Genomic DNA, 18,473 nt, shown 5'->3' with positions numbered 1-18,473 from the left:
TCGTAGGATGGGTTGAAAGGCTTCGGGTGACAGGAGTCAGAAAATGCGACCAGGATTAGGACAACTGATCGGTTTGCTGGTAATTCTCGCTATTATCGCGGCGATCATTGCCGGGATTCTGTGGGCAGTCCGTGCGATCGTCCAGGCAACCCGTAGGAAGAGCGCGCAGCGTGAAGAAGAGCTGGCGCTCCTCCGCGAGTTGGCACGAAAGGCAGACCGCACCACCGACTGACTGGTGTCTCGTCAGTAAGTGAGTGCGCTCGCCAGGCTCGAGTCTTATGTAAAGATCTCATGCTGTGCACGCCGGCGGCTCGCCAGTGAGTATCCATAGATTTCACTTAGTTCTTGTGCCGTTGCCCGGCTCCTGGGTGTACCCGTTTTTTAGGACGCCAGTAGGACAAAGCGAGAACAAATATTAGAAACGTTTATCCTGGACAGGGCGTTATAGCTGAGATTCCTCTATCCTCCGCTCGAGAAATCTCGGGGCATCGTTCTTTCGGTGCCCCGAGATTTTTGTGCGGGCATGGTAACGGGGCGGTCTAAACCTCACCTGCGGGGAGGAAAGTTCTCCATGTCAATGACCGCCGGCTGATAATCGTCGTCAGCCTCGTACACCACGTCACCGGATTCCGACAGGTCCCACTCATCGGCATGGTCCTCGTGGATCCCGTTGGCGATAAGCGCCAGTGCGGCGCGTTGCGCGCCGCGCTTGTTGCCCATCACAGCTACAGCGGACGACGACTTTGCCTCGACCGCATCCGCCAAGCCGCGGACATCGAACTCGAAGAACACCAAAGACCCCTCGGCATCGCGCATCGGCACCGTCATGATCGGCCCGGCGATTCTGATGTCGCCGACGGCGCCGAGGAGCTCTGCGAGCTGCCCCGCAAGCAGCAGGTCTGAGTCTTTGATCGGTCTTCCCATCAGCACTTCTTCGTTGGGTAGGAGGTGATCACGTTTTTGCCGCCATGCGACAACGGTCACTTCCGGCGCGGCTTGAACGACGTGGAGCACTTCCACGTCTTCTTGCCCTTCTTGGCAGTAACGGTGATCTTGACTGCACGGTTCGGGGACGCGCCCGAGATGTAGTACTTCAGGCTCGCCTTGCCTTGAGTCGAAGCGGTCGCCCGCTTCTTCGTCTTCGTCGTCTTGTAGTGCGCAACGGTCTCGACCTTGGCCTTTGAACCGACCTTCGAGACCTTGACCCAGGTGTTCGAGTACTGGCGCGGTTTGCTAATCGACATCTTCGCCGAGCAGGACTTCGGCGCAGCCGAAGCGGGTGCGACATCGGCGAAGACGGAGCCGGAGATGAGAGCGAGCGCGGCAAGCCCGGCAGCCAGTGAGCGGCGAGTCGAGGCGGCGGCAGAACGGCGGGAGAAAACAGCGGGCATTGCAGATCCTTGGAAGAGATGTGAATGAGAAGAGGGTGGCACTGCCTGCGCGGTAGGTAGGTCAAGAAATCATCAGCTGTTTCGTTCCGCAGCGCCGGTGATACGGAGTATCATACGCCCACCGGAGTACTGGCAGAGAATCGGGGTGCGCACTTCTGTCTGCCTGTCTGACTCACTGTGGCCCGGATAGGCGCCGAGCACCGGTGTAGAGCACACGACGGTGCCCGGGGGCAGCAGAGGCGATGCCCCGGGCACCGGAGTCACTGCCGCAGCCGACCGGGCTGATCAGCAGCTGAACGTCACTTCGAGAGGGTCTCGATGAGTGCCTTGTTGAAGACCTCCAGATCACCGGGGTTGCGAGAGGTGATGAGGTTGCCGTCGATGACGAGTTCGGAGTCCTCCCAGGTGGCCCCGGCGTTCTGCATATCGACCTTGATCGATTCGTACGAGGTCAGTCTGCGTCCCTTGGCCAGACCGGTCTGGGTGAGGATCCAGGGGGCGTGGCAGATTGCAGCGACGGGCTTGCCGGCTGCGAAGAATGCCTCGACGAGTGCGCTGGCATCGGCATCAAGGCGCAGTGAGTCGGCATTGAGCGTGCCACCGGGCAGCACGAGCATGTCGTAGTCATCAGCATCGGCAGCGGCAACAGGGACGTCGACATCGAAAACATCGGCGTGTTCCCAGTCGCCCTCCATAGCCTGCAGAGTGCTCTCGCTGGGGGACACAATGAATGTCTGGGCGCCGGCCTTGTCAAGTGCCGCACGCGGGCTGGTGAGTTCGACCTGCTCGACGCCGCGCGTGAGCAGGAATGCAACCTTCGTATCGGCCAGAGCCATGGTGCTCCTTCCATCAGATGTGTTGACCACATTTGGGTGAACGACGCAGCCCAAGCGAATATTTCGTGCCCCAAGCGGTGGTGGACTCGCACCTTCCGGCTCACCGCCGGGTGACCCGTGTCATCGCTCGGTCGTGAGGTCTGCGTTCACAGCCTGGGAAAAGCCTTGGCATACCGTCGCATTCAGACACAGCGCTTGAAAGCCGACCGCTCGTGCGAAAGGGTGAAAAGACCAGGCGTCGCACCAGCGGCACCGCTGAAAGCTCAAGGAGAAGACATGGGTCTCGGAGACGACATCAAGAGCAAGGCTGAAGAACTCAAGGGCCGTGCCAAGGAGGCTGTCGGCGCTGCATCTGACGACAGCGAACTCAAAACCGAAGGCAAGGGCGACCAGGGCAAGGCCAAGGTGGACCAGGTTAAGGGCGACATCAAGGACGTCGCCGACAACTTCAAGAACTGACCGGCTGGACGCAGCCGCGGTGTTCATCACCGCATAGATCACGAGGTGCCGCTCACCTGCAAAGGTGAGCGGCACCTCGTCATTTGGAGTGGGCCGCGGTCAGGCAGTCCCGTACCACTCAGCGTTGCCGACAGCGGCACCACGGTCGGCAATCAGCATGCGAACAGGGGCGGCGGCAGCATCCTCATCCTCAGCAGTGGGAGGTGTGGCGAAGAAGTCAAAAGACAGATCGTCAGGCCGCTGAGATCCGTGCAGCACATTCGTGTGCGCCAAAAAATTCACAGCTGGGCCCGTGACGAGATACGAATGTCCGTTGGACAGTTCGACGATGAGAACATCCGGGGAGTGCCCGTAGACGGCCTCAACAGTCAGATGGTCAATAGGTGCCACAGCCTTGCGCAATCGGCGAAGCGGAACGATGCGCGCCAGCCCGATTCTGATGAAGTAAATGCCGGGCACCACGATCAGCAGCGAAGCCAGGGTTGCCACAGTCTTAGCCGGGACGGACAGCGGTGAAGTCAGAACCGTGTAGACAAGACCTGCCGAGAAGAAGAAAAAAGCGAAGCCGCTGATGAAATTCCAGCTGGGCTGATTGATTTCAGAGGTGATCCACAGCTGATCCTCCTGGCGCAGCTGCGGACGCTCCGCGGGATTCGTGGACACAGAAGCCTTTCTTCGGGGCGGCATTGCAGAACAGTTTATCCGGGTTTTCCCAGCGGGAGTTCACTCGCTGAGCTTTACAGACGGGGGTTGAATGCGTAAGTCTGGAAGTGCAGTCGATTCGAAAGGAGCCCACACATGGGACTCGGAGATAAGTTCAACGACGCTAAAGACAAGTTCAATGACGCCAAGGACAAGGTGGACGAACACCAGGACGACATCAACAACGCCAAGGACAAGGTGAACGAAGTCAAGGACAAGTTCAACAAGTGACCTTGTGATTTCGTCCGGACATGTCCGGATAAGCTGGGCGGCCGCTTCCTAAGCGGCCGCCCTTCGCTTTGTCTGCTGAGTCCGCTGCCTGCTCATGCTCAGCCCATGACTGACGCCGCGACGGTCGCCGCAGCCTCGGTCAGCTGCTCCCTGCGTTCGTCCGTGACATCACCGGTGAAGACAACAGCGGGGGCTGCGAGCCTCCACCCCAGGCCGGTCGTGATCTGTTCCATTGCCCTTTCAGCACCGGTTGTGTCGAAGCCGCCGCGAATCCAATACGTGAACGGGCGGCTCTGCGTGGGTTCGCGCACATCGTCGTACACGGTGTCGAAGAAGTGCTTCAGAGCACCAGAGATATAGCCGAAGTTCGCGGTGGTGCCCAACACGTAGGCGTCAGCCGCAAGAACATCCTCGACGGTTGCTTCGAGAGCCTGGCGCTCAATGAGTTCAACGCCTTCCAACTCCGGCATGCATATGCCCGCCCGTGCCGCCTCGGCAAGCGGTGTGACCGTGTCGGTGGGGGAGTGGTGGACCAAGAGTACGGTAGCCATACGGCAACTGTATCGCCCGCAAGGAGCCTCATGAGCGTTATTCGCGATCCGCTGCGCGGGATCACCCGCCCGAACCCCAGCCACACGGACGAACAGATTCTCGACGTGCTGTGCTCCCGGCCTGTCCGCGACTGGGCCGTTCTCACCGGAGCCGGGTTCAGCACGGATTCAGGGCTGCCGGATTACCGTGGCCCATCGTCGGTCAACCGCCAGCCGATGACATACCAGCAGCTGACAACATCCTGGGAGAACCACACCCACTACTGGGCGCGTTCCTGGATGGGCTGGCCCGTCATGCGCGATGCCCAGCCCAACGAAGCGCACCGGGCGCTGGCAGAACTGCATCCGGCGGCCCTCATCACACAGAACGTCGACGGTCTGCATCAAAAGGCCGGTTCGCGCGGGGTTCTGGACCTCCACGGACGTCTTGACCGTGTCATCTGCCTGGACTGTCGAGCACTCTACGACCGCGAATGGGTGCAGCGCAGACTCGATGAAAACAACACGAGCTTTCGGCAGAATCACAGGGAAGCCCTCGACATGATCGAAATGGCACCCGACGGCGATGTCCCTCTGCGGGACACAGCGGACTTTCGGATGATCGACTGCCCTGCCTGCGGCAGTCTGCTCAAGCCCGATGTGGTGTTCTTCGGCGAAACAGTGCCCAGGGAACGGTCTTTGGATGCTGCCGCCGCGGCCGCTGCGGCGCCAGGACTGATAGCGGCGGGGACGTCTTTGGCTGTGATGTCCGGTCTGCGCCTTGTGCGCCAGGCAGCCAAAGAGGGGCGAACGGTGGTCATCGTCACCGATGGCCCGACGCGAGCCGATGAACTTGCGGACTACAGGTCGCTCAGCCGCGTGGCCGATTTCTTCCGCGCGTGGAAAGACCGAGTCTCCGGACGATGATCAGCTTCTGGGCGGGGACTCTAAGCGCTTGGGGCATATCCAAATCCGCCCAGTGTGACTAGGCTGGGAGGCATGACGAATTTCGCTCGTTCCGAGAGGCTCGCGCTCGCGGCTCTTCTCCGCGAAGTCGGCCCAGATGCCCCTACTCTCTGTGATGGCTGGAGCACACGCGATCTTGCCGTCCACATCGTCATTCGCGACCGCTATCCGTCCGCCATGGCCGGTGAGGCGACCGAGATGACAGCCAAGATTCCGTTTCTGCACAAGCGGGCTGAACAGCGCCGTCGCGAACTCGGCGAACTCGACTGGAAGCAGCTCGTCGGGATGGTCGCAGAAGGCCCCGGAATGCTGTCGCCGGTCGGCTGGGGTCCAGGTGAGATCCTCGCCAACACCGTCGAGTTCTTCGTGCACGTAGAAGACGTTCGGCGGGCCCGCCCCGGATGGTCGAGGCGCAACATCCTGCCCGAACTCGAACAGCAGCTGTGGTCGGCGCTGCCGACCATGGTGCGCATTCCGCCGTGGCGACCCGAAACAGCCGTGAAGTTCATTGCTCCGGGCGTTGGGGAGTTCTCGTTCGGCAGAACCGACGTGAAGTCGAAAGTCGTCTCCGGCAATCCGTCTGAAATCGTGCTCTACGCGCTTGGCCGACAGGAACAGGCGCAGGTCGAGGTGCGGTCGGAGAAAATCTGAATGGGGCCTGGTCAAGGTTTCCTGTCAGTGCCTCCCAGTAGGCTGTAGACGTGTCAACAGCTCTGTACCGTCGCTATCGCCCCGACACCTTCGACCAGGTGATCGGGCAGGAACACGTGACCGACCCGCTCAAAGCCGCTTTGGCCGGCGGGCGCGTCAATCACGCCTACCTGTTCTCCGGTCCCCGCGGCTGCGGCAAAACCACCAGCGCGCGCATTCTTGCCCGCTGCCTCAACTGCTCAGAAGGCCCCACGCCCACTCCGTGCGGTGAGTGCGCCAGCTGCCGGGACCTTGCCACGGGCGGTCCGGGTTCCCTCGACGTTGTGGAAATCGACGCCGCATCGAACTCCGGTGTTGATGATGCGCGCGACCTGCGCGAACGTGCTGTCTACGCTCCGGCCCGCGACCGCTACAAGGTGTTCATACTCGACGAAGCCCACATGGTCACACCCCAGGGCTTCAACGCGCTGCTCAAACTGGTGGAAGAACCCCCGGAGCACGTCAAATTCATCTTTGCGACGACCGAACCGGAAAAGGTCATCGGGACCATTCGCTCCCGCACTCACCACTACCCGTTCCGCCTGGTCCCGCCGGACACCATGACCTCGTACCTGGACCACCTGTGCCAGCAGGAAGGCGTGCCGGTGGGCAAGGGCGTTCTGCCGCTGGTGGTTCGCGCCGGGGGCGGTTCTGTGCGCGATTCCCTGTCTGTTCTCGATCAGCTGATCGCCGGATCAGGGCCGGAGGGAATCGACTACGGAAAGGCCACGGCCCTTCTGGGCTACACGCCGGATTCTCTGCTGGGAGACATCGTCGATGCTTTCTCGGCGGGCGATGGCGCGGCTGTCTATCGCGTAGTCGATCGGGTCATCGAATCCGGTCAGGACCCCCGTCGCTTCGTCGAAGACCTCTTGGAGCGCATTCGCGACCTGCTTGTCATCAGCACCTCCCCGCAGAACGCTCGGGCGTTCCTTCCGCAGGCTCCCGAAGACCTCTTGGAACGGCTCGTACAGCAATCGCAGACACTCGGGCCCGCAGAACTGTCCCGCGCGGGCGATCTCCTCAACGCCGGTCTGTCAGAAATGACCGGAGCGACATCGCCGCGTCTGCAACTTGAACTCATCTGCGCCCGCATCCTGCTGCCCGCAATGGACGGCACCCGCAGCTCCGTGCTGTCGCGCGTCGAGCGCATGGAACGGCGGGTCGGCATGCAGGCTTCCGGGGCCGCTGCTGGGATGCCGACCACACCGGCAGGCCAGGCTGCCCCGCAGTCGCCGGAAGAACAGTCGGCCACTGAAGGGCCTGCGGCCAGCGCCGTACGCTCTGGGGCCCAGGCAGGCGTGCCTGAGCCGGGCAGCGCTGCTTCGCGGCGAGAAGACTCCGCGCAGCCAGTGCATAGCCCGCAGTCCGATTCGAGCGATTCCTGGGACGACCTTGACGATCTTGCCGATGTTGCATCGCAAGCAGAGGCACTCGCCTCGGGGCAGAGCGAACCGCGGCAGGAAGGTCAGAAGACCGCCAACGCAGAAAACAGCGCCCCACAGCCTGCCCCACCGGCGGCTGAGCAGCCGCACGCTGAACAGTCACACGTTGAACAGCGCACTGAACCCCAGCGGGAATCGACGAAGGCGAATGAGCCACGGCCGAGCGAGCCCAGCCAGCCGCAACCGCAGCGGAACCAGCCCAGCCAGCCGCAGTCCGGCGAAGCCCAAACGAAGCCAAGTCCCGCCGGACACGACATCGATGCCGTCCGCCGCTCCTGGCAGGCGATCCTCGACGTGGTCGGACGCAGCGCCAAGCTCGCCCGCGCGGTGCTTGCCGGCAACGCCGTGCCCCAGGACCTGCAGGACGGCCGCCTGCTGCTGGCCTTCAACAACCAGGGTGCCGTCGGGGCATTCACGCGCGGATCAAACACACAGGCCCTCGAAGCCGCCGTCAGCGAAGTCCTCGGACTGACAGTGAAAGTCGACATCGGCCAGGTGGGCGAACACGTCAACCTGCGCATGGACACACCCGCCTCGGGCTACCAAGCACCCGCGACTCACGAAAACCCCAGCCGACAGCATCAGCCGCAGGCGCCTCGGGGAAATGAAAACCGCGCAGCCCGCCCCGGCGGCCGACCAACAGAAGCACAGATCCAGGCAGTCGTCGGCCAACAGGCCATGGACCAAGAAGTCCCCGACCGCGAACAATACTGGCAGCAAACCCCCGAAGACGACGACCAGGAGGGTGACCAGTCGGCCGTCGAACATGACGAACACCGGGCCGAACCCGAACCTGCCTCAACCCACAACAGGGAACAAGAAGCGCAGCCAGCCCCCGCCGCCGAACGTGAGGCTCAACCGGAACCCGCCTCCGCCTCGGCAGACAACTGGGAAGCCCCGTCGGAAGACACCGGGACATCCTGGGGGCAGGGAGCCGTTGAAGCCCCGGCGCTCGTAGTGCCGCCGCCAGCGGACATCGACGACGCCCCGGAAGAACAGCCCGTCCCCGGCGAAAAGAACCAGACAGCTGGCCCGGACAACTCAGCGCATGAGCAAAGCCCGGCAGATGATGAATACGACTTCATAGGCGCGTATGCCGACGAAGACATCTTTGCCGGACCACCCACCTCGGCGGTTCAGGAGCCAACCCTGCAGCACCGAGAAAACCCTTACGCCTACGTTGGCAATATGGGGCAGGCCGGCAGCCGCGCTCAGTCCGCCCAACCCGAAACCGCGGAAGCCTGGCAGGAAACCGGGCACACCCCAACAGCTGCCGAATGGGGTGCGGCCGCCGAATCCGACTACCCCGACTTCAACGTCGACGAAGACCCCGACGTGTCCGAATCCCCCGAAGTCGGCATTCCCGTCGTCCAGCGGCTGCTGGGCGGAGTCATCCTCGAAGAGATCACCGAATGAGTGTTTACGAAGGCGCGCTTGCCGACCTTGTCGAAGAGTTCGGCAAACTTCCCGGCATCGGCCCCAAATCCGCACAGCGACTTGCGTTCTACATCATGCAATCGCCGCGCGAAGACGTCGATTCGCTCATCAGCGCCCTGACCAGCGTCAAAACCCACGTGCGCTTCTGCGACCAGTGCGGAAACGTAGCAGAGGGGCAGCTGTGCTCCATCTGCTCCGACCCGCGCCGCGACAGCAGCCTCATCTGCGTTGTCGAAGAGCCCAAAGACGTCGTCGCACTCGAACGGACGCGCGAATACCGCGGGCTCTACCACGTGCTCGGCGGCGCCATCGACCCCATGTCAGGCGTAGGCCCCGACGACCTGCGGATCCGCGAACTCCTGCCCCGACTGCAAAGCGACGACATCCAGGAATGCATTCTCGCCACCGATCCCAACCTCGAAGGCGAAGCAACAGCCACCTACCTCATCCGCCTGCTGTCCTCAATCGGCGTCACCGTCTCAAAACTGGCGTCTGGTCTGCCAGTCGGCGGTGATCTCGAATACGCTGACGAAGTCACATTGGGAAGAGCGTTCCAGGGCCGCACCAAGGTCAGCTGAGCGCCGTCCTCTAAACTGATCAGCGGTAAACAGCGCTGCCGGAAGAAAGTGTGTGAAGTGAGCCTAGTCGTCCAAAAATTCGGCGGATCCTCCGTAGCCGACGCCGACGGGGTCAAGCGCGTTGCCAAACGGATTGTCGAATACCGAAAGGCCGGTCACGACGTCGTTGTCGTCGTTTCCGCAATGGGCGATTCGACAGACGACCTCATCGACCTCGCTCAGGAAGTCTCACCGTTGCCTCCGGCCCGCGAACTCGACATGCTGCTGACAGCGGGAGAGCGCATCTCCATGGCCGTGCTCGCCATGGCGATTGCCAACCTGGGCTACTCCGCCCAGTCGTTCACAGGCTCCCAGGCAGGCGTCATCACAGACGAAGCCTTCGGCCACGCCCGCATCATCGACGTCACCCCAGGCCGTATCCAGGAAGCCGTAGCCAAGGGCAGCATAGCGATCGTCGCCGGTTTCCAGGGCGTTTCCCAGAACACCAAGAACATCACCACACTCGGCCGCGGCGGATCCGACACCACGGCAGTCGCACTCGCGGCCGCCCTGGGCGCCGACGTGTGCGAAATCTTCTCCGACGTCGACGGCGTGTTCACCGCTGACCCGCGGATCGTTCCCACCGCCAGCCAGATCGGGACCATCTCCTACGCTGAAATGCTCGAACTGGCCGCCAGCGGAGCCAAAATCCTCCACCTGCGCGCCGTTGAATACGCGCGCCGCTACGGAGTGCCCATTCACGTGCGCTCCAGCTTCAGCCCCCACCCGGGCACCTGGGTGACCGACGAACCCGTACCCCGCGAATTCGCAAACGACGTAAAGAAGGAAGCCATGGAACAGGCCATCATCTCCGGTGTTGCGCACGATCGCTCCGAAGCTAAGCTGACCGTGGTCGGCGTCCCGGACGTTCCGGGCAAGGCCGCGGAGATCTTCCGGATCGTGGCAGGCGAAGAGATCAACATCGACATGATCGTGCAGAACATTTCGACAGCGAAGAACAACCGGACCGATATTTCCTTCACGCTGCCCATGTCTGACGGTGCCAAGGCCATGAGAGCCCTGGAGGCTCAGCGCGACAACGTGGGCTTTGAAGAGCTGCGGTATGACGACCAGATCGGCAAACTCTCCGTGGTCGGGGCCGGCATGCGCTCGCACCCCGGAGTCACAGCCTCGCTGTTCGAAGCGCTCAAAGAAGCCAAAATCAACATCGAAATGATTTCGACGTCCGAAATCCGCATCAGCGTCGTCACCCGCGCGGACGTCCTTGATGACGCCGTCCGCGCCGCACACACCGCGTACGGTCTGGACGGATCTGAAAGCGAAGCAATTGTCTACGGAGGTACAGGACGATGAGCCTCAATATCGGCATTGTCGGGGCCACCGGCCAGGTCGGCGAAGTCATCCGCGACATTCTCGAAGCCGAACCCGGCTTTGAAATCGCCAGCGTTCGCTTCTTCGCCTCGGCCCGCTCGGCAGGAAAGACCCTGCCGTTTCGCGGCGAGCAGATCGTTGTCGAAGACGCCGCCGAAGCAGACCCCACGGGGCTGGACGTGGCGCTCTTCTCTGCTGGCGGTGCGACTTCGCGGGCGCAGGCCGCCCGCTTCGCTGCCGCCGGTGTGACCGTGATCGACAATTCATCGGCATTCCGCGGTGACGACCAGGTGCCGCTCGTGGTGTCTGAGGTCAACCCGGAAGCGCTCGACTCGATCCCCAAGGGGATCGTTGCGAACCCCAACTGCACGACGATGGCCGCAATGCCGGTCCTCAAACCCCTCCACGACGAGGCGGGGCTCTTGCGGCTGAAAGTCGCCACCTACCAGGCGGTCTCAGGTTCCGGCCTGGCGGGAGTGAACGAACTCTACGGTCAGGCTGAGGACGTTCTTCCCGACTCCAAGCAGCTTGTGCGCGACGGCACGGCCGTGCGCTTCCCGAAGCCGAACGTGTACACCGACCCGATTGCGTTCAACGTTCTGCCGATGGCCGGTTCGCTCGTGGACGACGGTTCGGGCGAAACCGACGAAGAGCAGAAGCTGCGCAATGAATCCCGCAAGATTCTGGGTCTGCCCGAACTTCTTGTTGCGGGCACATGCGTGCGCGTTCCTGTTTTCTCCGGCCACTCACTTGCAATCCACGCGGAGTTCGAAAACGACATAACCCCGCAGCGAGCTGAGGAAGTCCTCTCGGAAGCCGCCGGTGTTGATCTGGCAGACATTCCCACCCCGCTGAAAGCCGCAGGCCGCAACCCGTCGCTTGTCGGCCGCATCCGTGCCGACCAGTCGGCACCTGCGGGCAAGGGGCTGGTGCTGTTCGTGTCGAACGACAACCTGCGCAAGGGCGCTGCGCTGAACACGGTGCAGCTGGCAGCCCTGCTGGATCGCTGACGCATCCAGCCGCCTGAATGTTCTGCGGGTGGTGAGCGGTCATCTGGACCGCCGCCACCCGCTTTTGCATGTCCGCGTAGGCATATGTCTATTGGTAGATGCTGGTGAGCGAAACCTACATTGGGGTGGTTTGCACCTATGTGAAGGAGTTGCACCCTTATGAAGTCTGCACGGATTGCAGCTTTCACCGCAGCTGCTGGCCTGGTTCTGGCCGGCTGCGGGGCAGGCGAAGCCCAATCGGAAGGCTCCGGCGACAAGCTCAATGTTGTCACCTCGACGAATGTCTACGCGGACCTTGCCGCTCAAGTCGCCGGTGACGCGGCGGATGTCGAACCCATCATTTCGGACGCGTCGAAAGACCCCCACGACTACGAAGCGACGTCGAACGACCAGCTCAAACTGTCGAAAGCCGACGTCGTGATCGTCAACGGCGGCGGTTACGACGCGTTCATGACGACCATGCTCGAAGCAGCAGACAAGGACCCGAAGGTGGTCAACGGCGTCGAAGTCTCAGAGCTGCCCGGTGCCGAAGAGAACTTCGCCAACGAGCCGCACGACCATGACCACGGTGAAGAGGGCCACGACCATGACCACGGCGAAGACGGTCATGACCACGACCATGGCGAAGAAGGTCATGACCACGACCATGGCCACGACCACGGTGCGTTCAATGAGCACATCTGGTACTCCGTTAGTGCCATGAAGAACGTCGTCGACTCGATCGAAGAAACCCTGTCTGAAGAAGATCCCGACAACAAGGCGGCTTATGAAGAGAACGCCGATAAGCTTCAGGGTGAGCTCGACGGTCTGATGAAGAAGGCTGACGAAGTCAAGAAAGCAGGCAAAGGCAAGAAGAGTGCGGCGACTGAACCCGTTGCACTGTGGCTGTTCGAAGACCTCGGACTGGAGACCATCACACCGCAGAAGTTCCTGTCGGCAGTAGAAGCAGGATCGGACGCAGCACCGGTGGTTCTCAAGCAGGCTCAGGACCAGATCAAGAAAAGGGAGGTCGCAGTCCTCGGCTTCAACCCGCAGGCAGTGAACGAGCAGGCTGAAAGCCTGCGCAAGGCCGCTGATGACGCCGAAGTGCCGGTGGTAGAACTGCCCGAAACTCTCAACGAGGGCGAAACCTACGTCGACTGGATGGGATCGCACATCGACGACGTCGACAAAGCCCTCAAAGGCTGATCAGCTCTAGCCCTCGAAAGGACGTGTTCTCTCATTACCAGTCCCGCACTGTCGATTGCAGACGGCCAGCTTCGCTTCGGCGAAAGGGTGCTGTGGCACCACCTGTCCATTGATGTTGAGCCCGGTGAGTTCATTGCCGTGCTCGGACCCAACGGTACGGGCAAAACCTCGCTGTTGAAAACGCTGCTCGGCCAGTACCGGCTGTATGAGGGAACCGTTGAAGTCAACGGCCACGCGGCATACCGCGGCGACGCGGATGTCGGCTACGTGCCCCAGCAGCGGGGTGTCGACCGCGACACTCCGCTGCGGGCCCGCGACCTGGTTCGCTTTGGAATCGACGGGCACCGTTTCGGCTTCGGCCTGCCTAGCCGAAAAAAGGAACGACGGGTTGACGAACTTCTCGACCAGGTTGGGGCGACTGGTTTTGCCGACAGCCCCGTAGGCATCCTCTCCGGCGGTGAACTGCAGCGACTGCGGCTGGCCCAAGCGCTTGCCAGCGATCCCAAGCTGCTGCTGTGCGATGAACCGCTGCTGAGCCTCGACATCAACCATCAGCACCTGGTTGCTCGCCTGCTGGATGAGAAAAGACGCGAACGGAATATGGCTATTCTGTTCGTCACCCACGAAATCAACCCGATTCTGAAGTACGTGGACCGGGTCCTCTACATTGCCGGCGGCCATTTCCTGGTGGGCACCCCGGACGAGGTGCTGACCTCTGAAGCGCTGAGCTCCCTGTTCGGCACGCGGATCGAGGTGGTGACCGTCGGCGGTCAGCTGGTTGTCGTCGGCACCGAAGCAGATCATCATCACCCGGAGGAGACCGAACTGTGAGCAGCCTCTTCACCTTCGAAGACTACGGCGAACTGCTGTCGCTGCTGTCGAACTCGATTATCGCCGCAGCGCTTTTGGGAGTTGTCGGCGGTGTTGTCTCCGTGTTCGTCAAAATGCGCGACATCGCCTTGGCCGTGCACGGCATTGCCGAGCTCTCCTTTGCCGGGGCTGCCTTTGCCCTGTTCGTCGGCTATGACGTTGTGTACGGTTCGATCATCGGCTCGCTTCTGGTTGCGCTCATCATCGGCGTCGGCAGCATACGGTCTTCCGAGGCGAACTCGATGATCGGTGTGCTCATGCCGTTCGGCATCGGCTTGGGAATCCTGTTTCTGGCACTGTACGACGGGCGCTCAGCCAACAAATTCGGTCTGTTGACCGGGCAGATCGTCGCCATCAGCCCAAGCCAGACAAAGCTGCTCATGGTGTGCGCGGGTGTTGTGCTGGCCGTCATCTTCGTCATCTGGCGGCCGCTGCAATTCGCATCAGTCGATCCCGAGATCGCCAAGGCAAAAGGCGTTCCCACCGGCATGCTGACAATCGTGTTCATGGTGACCCTCGGACTTGCAGTTGCCCTGTCCGTGCAGGTGGTCGGAGTGCTTCTGGTCATGGCTCTGCTGGTCACCCCAGCCGCGGCGGCCATGCAGCTGTCATCCCACCCCATCGTCGTGCCCGTCCTGTCGGTTGTCTTTGCCGTGACGTCCTCGGTCGGCGGAATCCTCATCGCCCTGGGGTCGCCGGTTGTGCCCATCAGCCCGTTCGTGACGACCATCAGCTTCCTCTTCTACGTCATTGCCCGCATCATCGGCGGGTACCGCACCAACCATCAGCTTGAGGCGCGCAACCGTCGTCTGGGAGACCTCGACAAGCACCCTCACCTCGCGCAGGATCCGAAAGCCGCAGCGGGCGACTAGACTTCGGCACTATGACTTGTTCTCCTGCCCGCCCTCTTAGCCGCGCGGCACTGGGGCTGACCGTCGCTGCTGTGGCGACCGCAGCCTACGGTGTGCTTGTCGAACCGAACCTGTTCACGGTGCGCCGCGAAAGAATCGCGGTCCTGCCGCCGGGCCGTGCGCCCGTGCGAATTCTGCACATTTCGGATCTCCACCAAACTGCCTGGCAGAAGCGCAAACCGCAGTGGGTGCGCAGTCTGGCCGACACCCTGCAGCCGGATTTTGTTCTCAACACCGGCGATAACTACGGAGGGCAGACCAAATCGACGGTGCTTGAGAGCCTCGATGATCTGCTGGATGTCCCCGGTGCGTTTGTTCTGGGATCGAATGACTTCTGGGGGCCGAAAGTCAAAAACCCCGCTCGCTATCTTCTGGGGCCTTCGAACGTGGCCAAGGCCCACAGCAACCCGCCTGACTTGGATGCGCGCGGGCTGGTGGATGCGTTTGAGCAGCGCGGGTGGGTGCAGCTGGACAACCGAAGCGCTGTTGTGGACATCAACGGCACGCGGGTCGGCCTGTCTGGTCTTGGCGATGCGCACATGAAGGCCGATGCGCCCGAAGCCTCTGCTTTTCCCGATGATTCGGAAGTCAGAATCGGAGTGACCCACGCCCCGTATTCGCGCGTGCTCGATCGTCTTGCGGGTGCGGGCGCGCAGCTGATTGCTGCCGGGCATACGCACGGCGGGCAGATCCGCGTGCCGTTTTACGGGGCACCGGCCACCAACTGCGACCGTCCGCGCAGCGAAGCTCGCGGTCTGTTTCGTCGGGGCCCGGCACTCGTCAACGTGACCGCGGGGGTTGGAGTGGCCCCGATGGCGCCGGTGCGGTTGTTCTGCCGTCCCGAGGTGTCTGTATTGGAGCTTGTTGAACGCTGACCGGTCTGGCTCAGCGGAGTCTTGTCCGGTGTGCCTCCATCAGACGGCGCCTGTACGATGTTGGGCATGGTGTCTTCAGAATCAGCGGCTGCGCCTTCGACTCTATCGGCGTGGATGCAGTTCATTGCCGTCAGCGTCGTTGCCGGAATCGTGGGCGCAGGCTTAGCGATCCCATCGGTGGGTGTGGCGTCTATTGGTGCGAACAACGCTCTCCAGGTGTTCAACGCCCTGCCCGCGCAGCTTGACGAAAGGCCGCTGGCTGAACAGTCTCGCATGCTCGATGCCGACGGCAAGCAGATCGCCAGCTTCTATTGGCTCAACCGCAAAGAAGTTCCGCTGGATAAGATTTCCAAGCCCATGCAGGATGCAACGATTGCCATCGAAGACTACCGTTTCTTCGATCACGGCGGCGTTGACTTCCAGGGCATTGGTCGTGCTCTCGTGCACAACCTCGTGTCGTCTTCCAAGCAGGGCGGATCGACTCTGACCCAGCAGTACGTGAAGAACGTGCTTGCCGAAAACGCCCACGCGGACGCAGATAAGGAAGGCGTGGAAGCCGCCAAGGAAGCCTCGGGTATGGCCGGCTACGCCCGTAAGCTGCGCGAAGCGAAGCTGGCGGTTGCGGTCGAGAAGAAGTACGAAAAAGGAGAGATTCTCAACCGCTACATGAACATCAACAACTATTCGGGCTCCCCGAATGTCTACGGTGTCGAAGCGGCTGCGCAGCACTATTGGTCGATTCCCGCGTCAAAGCTCAACCACGCTCAGGCTGCAACTTTGGCCGGTATTGTGAAGAACCCCAGTGCTTTCAACCCCGAGCGCTTCCCGGAGAACGCGCTCGAGCGCCGGAACGTTGTTCTTTCCCGCATGCACCAGCTGGGCAAGATCTCGGACAAAGAATACGAAGACGCCAAGAAGACGGACCTTGACCTTAAAATCACCAAAACGTCGAACGGCTGCATGGGTGCAGGCGACATGGGCTTCTTCTGCGACTACGTCCAGGCGTACATCGAAAACAACAAGGCGTTCGGCGAAACCAAGGAAGAGCGGCGCGATCTTCTGCAGCGCGGCGGTCTGACTATCCAAACGACCATCAACCCCAAGCTGCAGAAAGCTGCGTTCAGCTCCGTCAAAAAGCGTGTGCCCGTCGGCGACCCATCGGGTGCTGGCCATTCGGTGGTGACGGTTGAACCCGGCACCGGAAAAGTCCTTGCCATGACGCAGAACCGCAACTACTCCGTCACAGAGGGCAAGAAGAACACCGACACCGCTATCAACTTCAATGTGCAGAAAGCATACAACGGAGCCAGCGGCTTCCAAGTGGGCTCGACGTGGAAGCCCTTCGTGCTCGCGGAATGGCTGAAAGAGGGCAAAAGCCTCAACACCTCAGTCAGCGCTGCGAAGCGAACGTTCCCGGCGAACTCGTGGAAATACCGCGGCTGTAAGGGGTACGGCTCGAACTGGTCGCCGAACAACGCCGGCGACTCAAAGGGCAACGAACAGATGACCGCGCTTGCGGCCACGAAGAACTCCGTCAACACGGCCTACGCCTCGATGGCCAATCAGCTGAACATGTGCGGCATTATGAAGACCGCCGAATCACTGGGCATCAAATACGGCAACGGCCAGTCGCTGGAGACGGTCCATGAGCAGCTGGGAGTGGTCGAAGCACTCCTGCCTTCATCGGTGCTCGGCATCGTCCAGGTTGCTCCCATTGACATGGCCAACGCCTACTCGGTGTTCGCCGCCGGCGGCATCCTGTGCACGCCGACTCCGATCGAATCGATTAAGGACGGCAACGGCAAGAAGGTCAAGATCCCTGACCCTGACTGCCACCGAGCACTGGACAAAGACGTCGCCCAGAATGTGTCCTACGCACTGTCGCAGACCTTCAACGGCGGAACCACCTCGCGACTGAAGATCGGGGCTCCGGCCGGAGCGAAGACGGGAACCACCAACTTCGAAGTCGGATCCACGTGGCTTGCGGGATTCACGTCCCAGATGTCCACTGCCGTCTGGACGGGTGACCCGAACGGTTCGCGTGACTGGCGCAGGAACGGCAAGGGCGTGGTCCGCGGCCGCGTCTACGGTGCCACCTATTCTGGTGCAACGTGGCAGAACTACATGAGCCAAGCAGTCAAGATCGTCGGCAGCAACAAGGGCCTCGGCGGTCCCGTCGGCAACAGCGTCAAGGAACCGGAAAAAGACGAAGAGTCCGACGACTGACGCTCTGCCGGGTCGACTGTGACGCAGGCACCACCTGCCACGTCAGCGGCTCGTACAATGAACTCTGTCCACCGAAGGGGGAGAAAATGCAGAAGTGGGAGTACGTCACTGTTCCTCTCATGATCCACAACACCAAACAGATTCTGGATCTGTGGGGTGAGGACGGCTACGAGCTCGTCCAGGTAGTGGAAGGTCCCCAGGGCAACGGGGGACTCGTTGCCTACATGAAGCGTCCGAAAGGCTGATATGTCAAAGATCGAAGACCGCCTCAACGAACTCGGCTTCCCGCTGCCGCAGTTGGCAACGCCGGCCGGTTCCTACCTGCCCGCCGTGAAGTCGGGTGACCTCGTGTTCACTTCCGGTCAGCTGCCGTTTCGCGACGGCGAGCTTGCCAACCCGGGCCGCCTCGGCGACAACGTAAGCGTCGAACAGGCCCAGGAATCCGCACGCTACTCGGTGCTCAACGCACTCGCCGCAGCCAAGAGCGTCATCGGCGACCTCGACAAGATCGAACGCGTGGTCAAGGTCAACGGATTCGTCACAAGCACCGATGACTTCAAGCAGCAGCCCGAAGTGATCAACGGCGCTTCGGACTTCCTCGCCGACATCTTCGGCGAAGCCGGCCAGCACGCACGCTCGGCACTGGGCACCAACGCCCTGCCCAAGGGCACCTGCGTCGAGATTGAATTCATCTTCCGCGTCCGCGACTGACGCGCAGCGAGCGCAGAAACCTGCGCTCAGTCTCCAGGCGGGTGGG

Annotated in this window: 20 protein-coding genes; 15 read left to right on the top strand and 5 right to left on the bottom strand. The window is 61.8% G+C overall.

Features of this window, described 5'->3' with window-relative positions; genetic code table 11:
* Window positions 1–546: 546 nt before the first annotated feature.
* The 3 genes from GC119_RS04660 to GC119_RS04650 form a co-directional block, all read right to left on the bottom strand.
* Window positions 547–924 (bottom strand): hypothetical protein, encoded by a 378-nt coding sequence (locus GC119_RS04660; protein WP_151952551.1) that lies wholly within the window; start codon window positions 922–924, stop codon window positions 547–549.
* Between the two features lie 56 nt (window positions 925–980).
* Window positions 981–1,391: a hypothetical protein gene (locus GC119_RS04655; protein ID WP_193215618.1), complete on the bottom strand. Its 411-nt coding sequence runs from the start codon at window positions 1,389–1,391 to the stop codon at window positions 981–983.
* A gap of 299 nt (window positions 1,392–1,690) precedes the next feature.
* A complete protein-coding gene (locus tag GC119_RS04650; RefSeq protein WP_151952550.1) occupies window positions 1,691–2,227 on the bottom strand; it encodes a type 1 glutamine amidotransferase domain-containing protein in 537 nt (178 codons plus the stop codon).
* Between the two features lie 276 nt (window positions 2,228–2,503).
* Between GC119_RS04650 and GC119_RS04645 the strand changes: the two genes are divergently transcribed.
* The gene (locus GC119_RS04645; RefSeq protein ID WP_062020123.1) at window positions 2,504–2,686 is read left to right on the top strand and encodes a CsbD family protein; all 183 of its coding nucleotides are present in this window, start codon (window positions 2,504–2,506) and stop codon (window positions 2,684–2,686) included.
* A gap of 99 nt (window positions 2,687–2,785) precedes the next feature.
* Here the strand turns inward: GC119_RS04645 and GC119_RS04640 are convergent, their stop codons facing one another.
* The gene (locus GC119_RS04640; protein ID WP_151952549.1) at window positions 2,786–3,349 is read right to left on the bottom strand and encodes a hypothetical protein; all 564 of its coding nucleotides are present in this window, start codon (window positions 3,347–3,349) and stop codon (window positions 2,786–2,788) included.
* Window positions 3,350–3,484: 135 nt separating this feature from the next.
* Here GC119_RS04640 and GC119_RS11165 point away from each other — a divergent pair, with 135 nt between their 5' ends.
* Complete coding sequence (locus GC119_RS11165; protein WP_256278250.1) at window positions 3,485–3,619, top strand: hypothetical protein; 135 nt, start codon at window positions 3,485–3,487, stop codon at window positions 3,617–3,619.
* A gap of 98 nt (window positions 3,620–3,717) precedes the next feature.
* On the opposite strand, the gene GC119_RS04635 is transcribed toward GC119_RS11165, so the two are convergent.
* Window positions 3,718–4,170: a flavodoxin family protein gene (locus GC119_RS04635; protein WP_151952548.1), complete on the bottom strand. Its 453-nt coding sequence runs from the start codon at window positions 4,168–4,170 to the stop codon at window positions 3,718–3,720.
* A gap of 30 nt (window positions 4,171–4,200) precedes the next feature.
* Here GC119_RS04635 and GC119_RS04630 point away from each other — a divergent pair, with 30 nt between their 5' ends.
* The 13 genes from GC119_RS04630 (at window position 4,201) to GC119_RS04575 (ending at window position 18,427) form a co-directional block, all read left to right on the top strand.
* Complete coding sequence (locus tag GC119_RS04630; RefSeq protein ID WP_151952547.1) at window positions 4,201–5,076, top strand: Sir2 family NAD-dependent protein deacetylase; 876 nt, start codon at window positions 4,201–4,203, stop codon at window positions 5,074–5,076.
* 72 nt (window positions 5,077–5,148) lie between these two features.
* Window positions 5,149–5,766, top strand: a complete 618-nt coding sequence (locus GC119_RS04625) for a TIGR03085 family metal-binding protein (RefSeq protein WP_151952546.1) — start codon at window positions 5,149–5,151, stop codon at window positions 5,764–5,766.
* A gap of 50 nt (window positions 5,767–5,816) precedes the next feature.
* Window positions 5,817–8,666 (top strand): DNA polymerase III subunit gamma and tau, encoded by a 2,850-nt coding sequence (locus tag GC119_RS04620; RefSeq protein WP_151952545.1) that lies wholly within the window; start codon window positions 5,817–5,819, stop codon window positions 8,664–8,666.
* Complete coding sequence (gene recR / locus GC119_RS04615) at window positions 8,663–9,265, top strand: recombination mediator RecR (RefSeq protein ID WP_070573112.1); 603 nt, start codon at window positions 8,663–8,665, stop codon at window positions 9,263–9,265. Before GC119_RS04620 ends, recR begins: the two co-directional genes overlap by 4 nt.
* Before the next feature lie 57 nt (window positions 9,266–9,322).
* Window positions 9,323–10,618 carry an aspartate kinase gene (locus tag GC119_RS04610; protein ID WP_070777757.1) on the top strand — a complete coding sequence of 432 codons (1,296 nt, stop codon included), beginning with the start codon at window positions 9,323–9,325 and terminating at the stop codon, window positions 10,616–10,618.
* Window positions 10,615–11,646, top strand: coding sequence for an aspartate-semialdehyde dehydrogenase (locus tag GC119_RS04605; RefSeq protein ID WP_070573117.1), 1,032 nt, complete (start codon window positions 10,615–10,617; stop codon window positions 11,644–11,646). Before GC119_RS04610 ends, GC119_RS04605 begins: the two co-directional genes overlap by 4 nt.
* Before the next feature lie 159 nt (window positions 11,647–11,805).
* The gene (locus GC119_RS04600) at window positions 11,806–12,834 is read left to right on the top strand and encodes a metal ABC transporter solute-binding protein, Zn/Mn family (RefSeq protein ID WP_151952544.1); all 1,029 of its coding nucleotides are present in this window, start codon (window positions 11,806–11,808) and stop codon (window positions 12,832–12,834) included.
* 87 nt (window positions 12,835–12,921) lie between these two features.
* Window positions 12,922–13,665 (top strand): metal ABC transporter ATP-binding protein, encoded by a 744-nt coding sequence (locus GC119_RS04595; RefSeq protein ID WP_083304054.1) that lies wholly within the window; start codon window positions 12,922–12,924, stop codon window positions 13,663–13,665.
* Complete coding sequence (locus tag GC119_RS04590; protein ID WP_070777755.1) at window positions 13,662–14,576, top strand: metal ABC transporter permease; 915 nt, start codon at window positions 13,662–13,664, stop codon at window positions 14,574–14,576. Before GC119_RS04595 ends, GC119_RS04590 begins: the two co-directional genes overlap by 4 nt.
* Window positions 14,577–14,587: 11 nt before the next feature.
* Window positions 14,588–15,490 (top strand): metallophosphoesterase, encoded by a 903-nt coding sequence (locus tag GC119_RS04585; RefSeq protein ID WP_151952543.1) that lies wholly within the window; start codon window positions 14,588–14,590, stop codon window positions 15,488–15,490.
* 66 nt (window positions 15,491–15,556) lie between these two features.
* A complete protein-coding gene (locus tag GC119_RS04580; RefSeq protein WP_226829251.1) occupies window positions 15,557–17,716 on the top strand; it encodes a transglycosylase domain-containing protein in 2,160 nt (719 codons plus the stop codon).
* Window positions 17,717–17,802: 86 nt separating this feature from the next.
* Window positions 17,803–17,961, top strand: coding sequence for a hypothetical protein (locus GC119_RS10930; RefSeq protein WP_019174463.1), 159 nt, complete (start codon window positions 17,803–17,805; stop codon window positions 17,959–17,961).
* A gap of 1 nt (window position 17,962) precedes the next feature.
* Entirely contained in the window at window positions 17,963–18,427 is a 465-nt protein-coding gene (locus GC119_RS04575) for a RidA family protein (RefSeq protein ID WP_151952542.1), read from the top strand.
* The last annotated feature ends 46 nt before the right edge of the window (window positions 18,428–18,473 follow it).

It is taken from the genome of Brevibacterium sp. Marseille-P9724 (assembly GCF_902500275.1).
In the GTDB taxonomy this organism is placed as follows: Bacteria; Actinomycetota; Actinomycetes; order Actinomycetales; family Brevibacteriaceae; genus Brevibacterium.
Note: the sequence above shows the minus strand (reverse complement) of the source record. Positions and strands in the feature narration are given on the sequence as shown.

Excerpts from the sequence above, each read along its gene's own strand:
- GC119_RS04660 (WP_151952551.1), bottom strand. The coding sequence starts at position 924 with ATGGGAAGACCGATCAAAGACTCAGACCTGCTGCTTGCGGGGCAGCTC.
- GC119_RS04655 (WP_193215618.1), bottom strand. The coding sequence starts at position 1,391 with ATGCCCGCTGTTTTCTCCCGCCGTTCTGCCGCCGCCTCGACTCGCCGC.
- GC119_RS04650 (WP_151952550.1), bottom strand. The coding sequence starts at position 2,227 with ATGGCTCTGGCCGATACGAAGGTTGCATTCCTGCTCACGCGCGGCGTC.
- GC119_RS04645 (WP_062020123.1), top strand. The coding sequence starts at position 2,504 with ATGGGTCTCGGAGACGACATCAAGAGCAAGGCTGAAGAACTCAAGGGC.
- GC119_RS11165 (WP_256278250.1), top strand. The coding sequence starts at position 3,485 with ATGGGACTCGGAGATAAGTTCAACGACGCTAAAGACAAGTTCAATGAC.
- GC119_RS04635 (WP_151952548.1), bottom strand. The coding sequence starts at position 4,170 with ATGGCTACCGTACTCTTGGTCCACCACTCCCCCACCGACACGGTCACA.
- GC119_RS04630 (WP_151952547.1), top strand. The coding sequence starts at position 4,201 with ATGAGCGTTATTCGCGATCCGCTGCGCGGGATCACCCGCCCGAACCCC.
- GC119_RS04625 (WP_151952546.1), top strand. The coding sequence starts at position 5,149 with ATGACGAATTTCGCTCGTTCCGAGAGGCTCGCGCTCGCGGCTCTTCTC.
- recR (WP_070573112.1), top strand. The coding sequence starts at position 8,663 with ATGAGTGTTTACGAAGGCGCGCTTGCCGACCTTGTCGAAGAGTTCGGC.
- GC119_RS04605 (WP_070573117.1), top strand. The coding sequence starts at position 10,615 with ATGAGCCTCAATATCGGCATTGTCGGGGCCACCGGCCAGGTCGGCGAA.
- GC119_RS04600 (WP_151952544.1), top strand. The coding sequence starts at position 11,806 with ATGAAGTCTGCACGGATTGCAGCTTTCACCGCAGCTGCTGGCCTGGTT.
- GC119_RS04585 (WP_151952543.1), top strand. The coding sequence starts at position 14,588 with ATGACTTGTTCTCCTGCCCGCCCTCTTAGCCGCGCGGCACTGGGGCTG.
- GC119_RS04580 (WP_226829251.1), top strand. The coding sequence starts at position 15,557 with ATGGTGTCTTCAGAATCAGCGGCTGCGCCTTCGACTCTATCGGCGTGG.
- GC119_RS10930 (WP_019174463.1), top strand. The coding sequence starts at position 17,803 with ATGCAGAAGTGGGAGTACGTCACTGTTCCTCTCATGATCCACAACACC.
- GC119_RS04575 (WP_151952542.1), top strand. The coding sequence starts at position 17,963 with ATGTCAAAGATCGAAGACCGCCTCAACGAACTCGGCTTCCCGCTGCCG.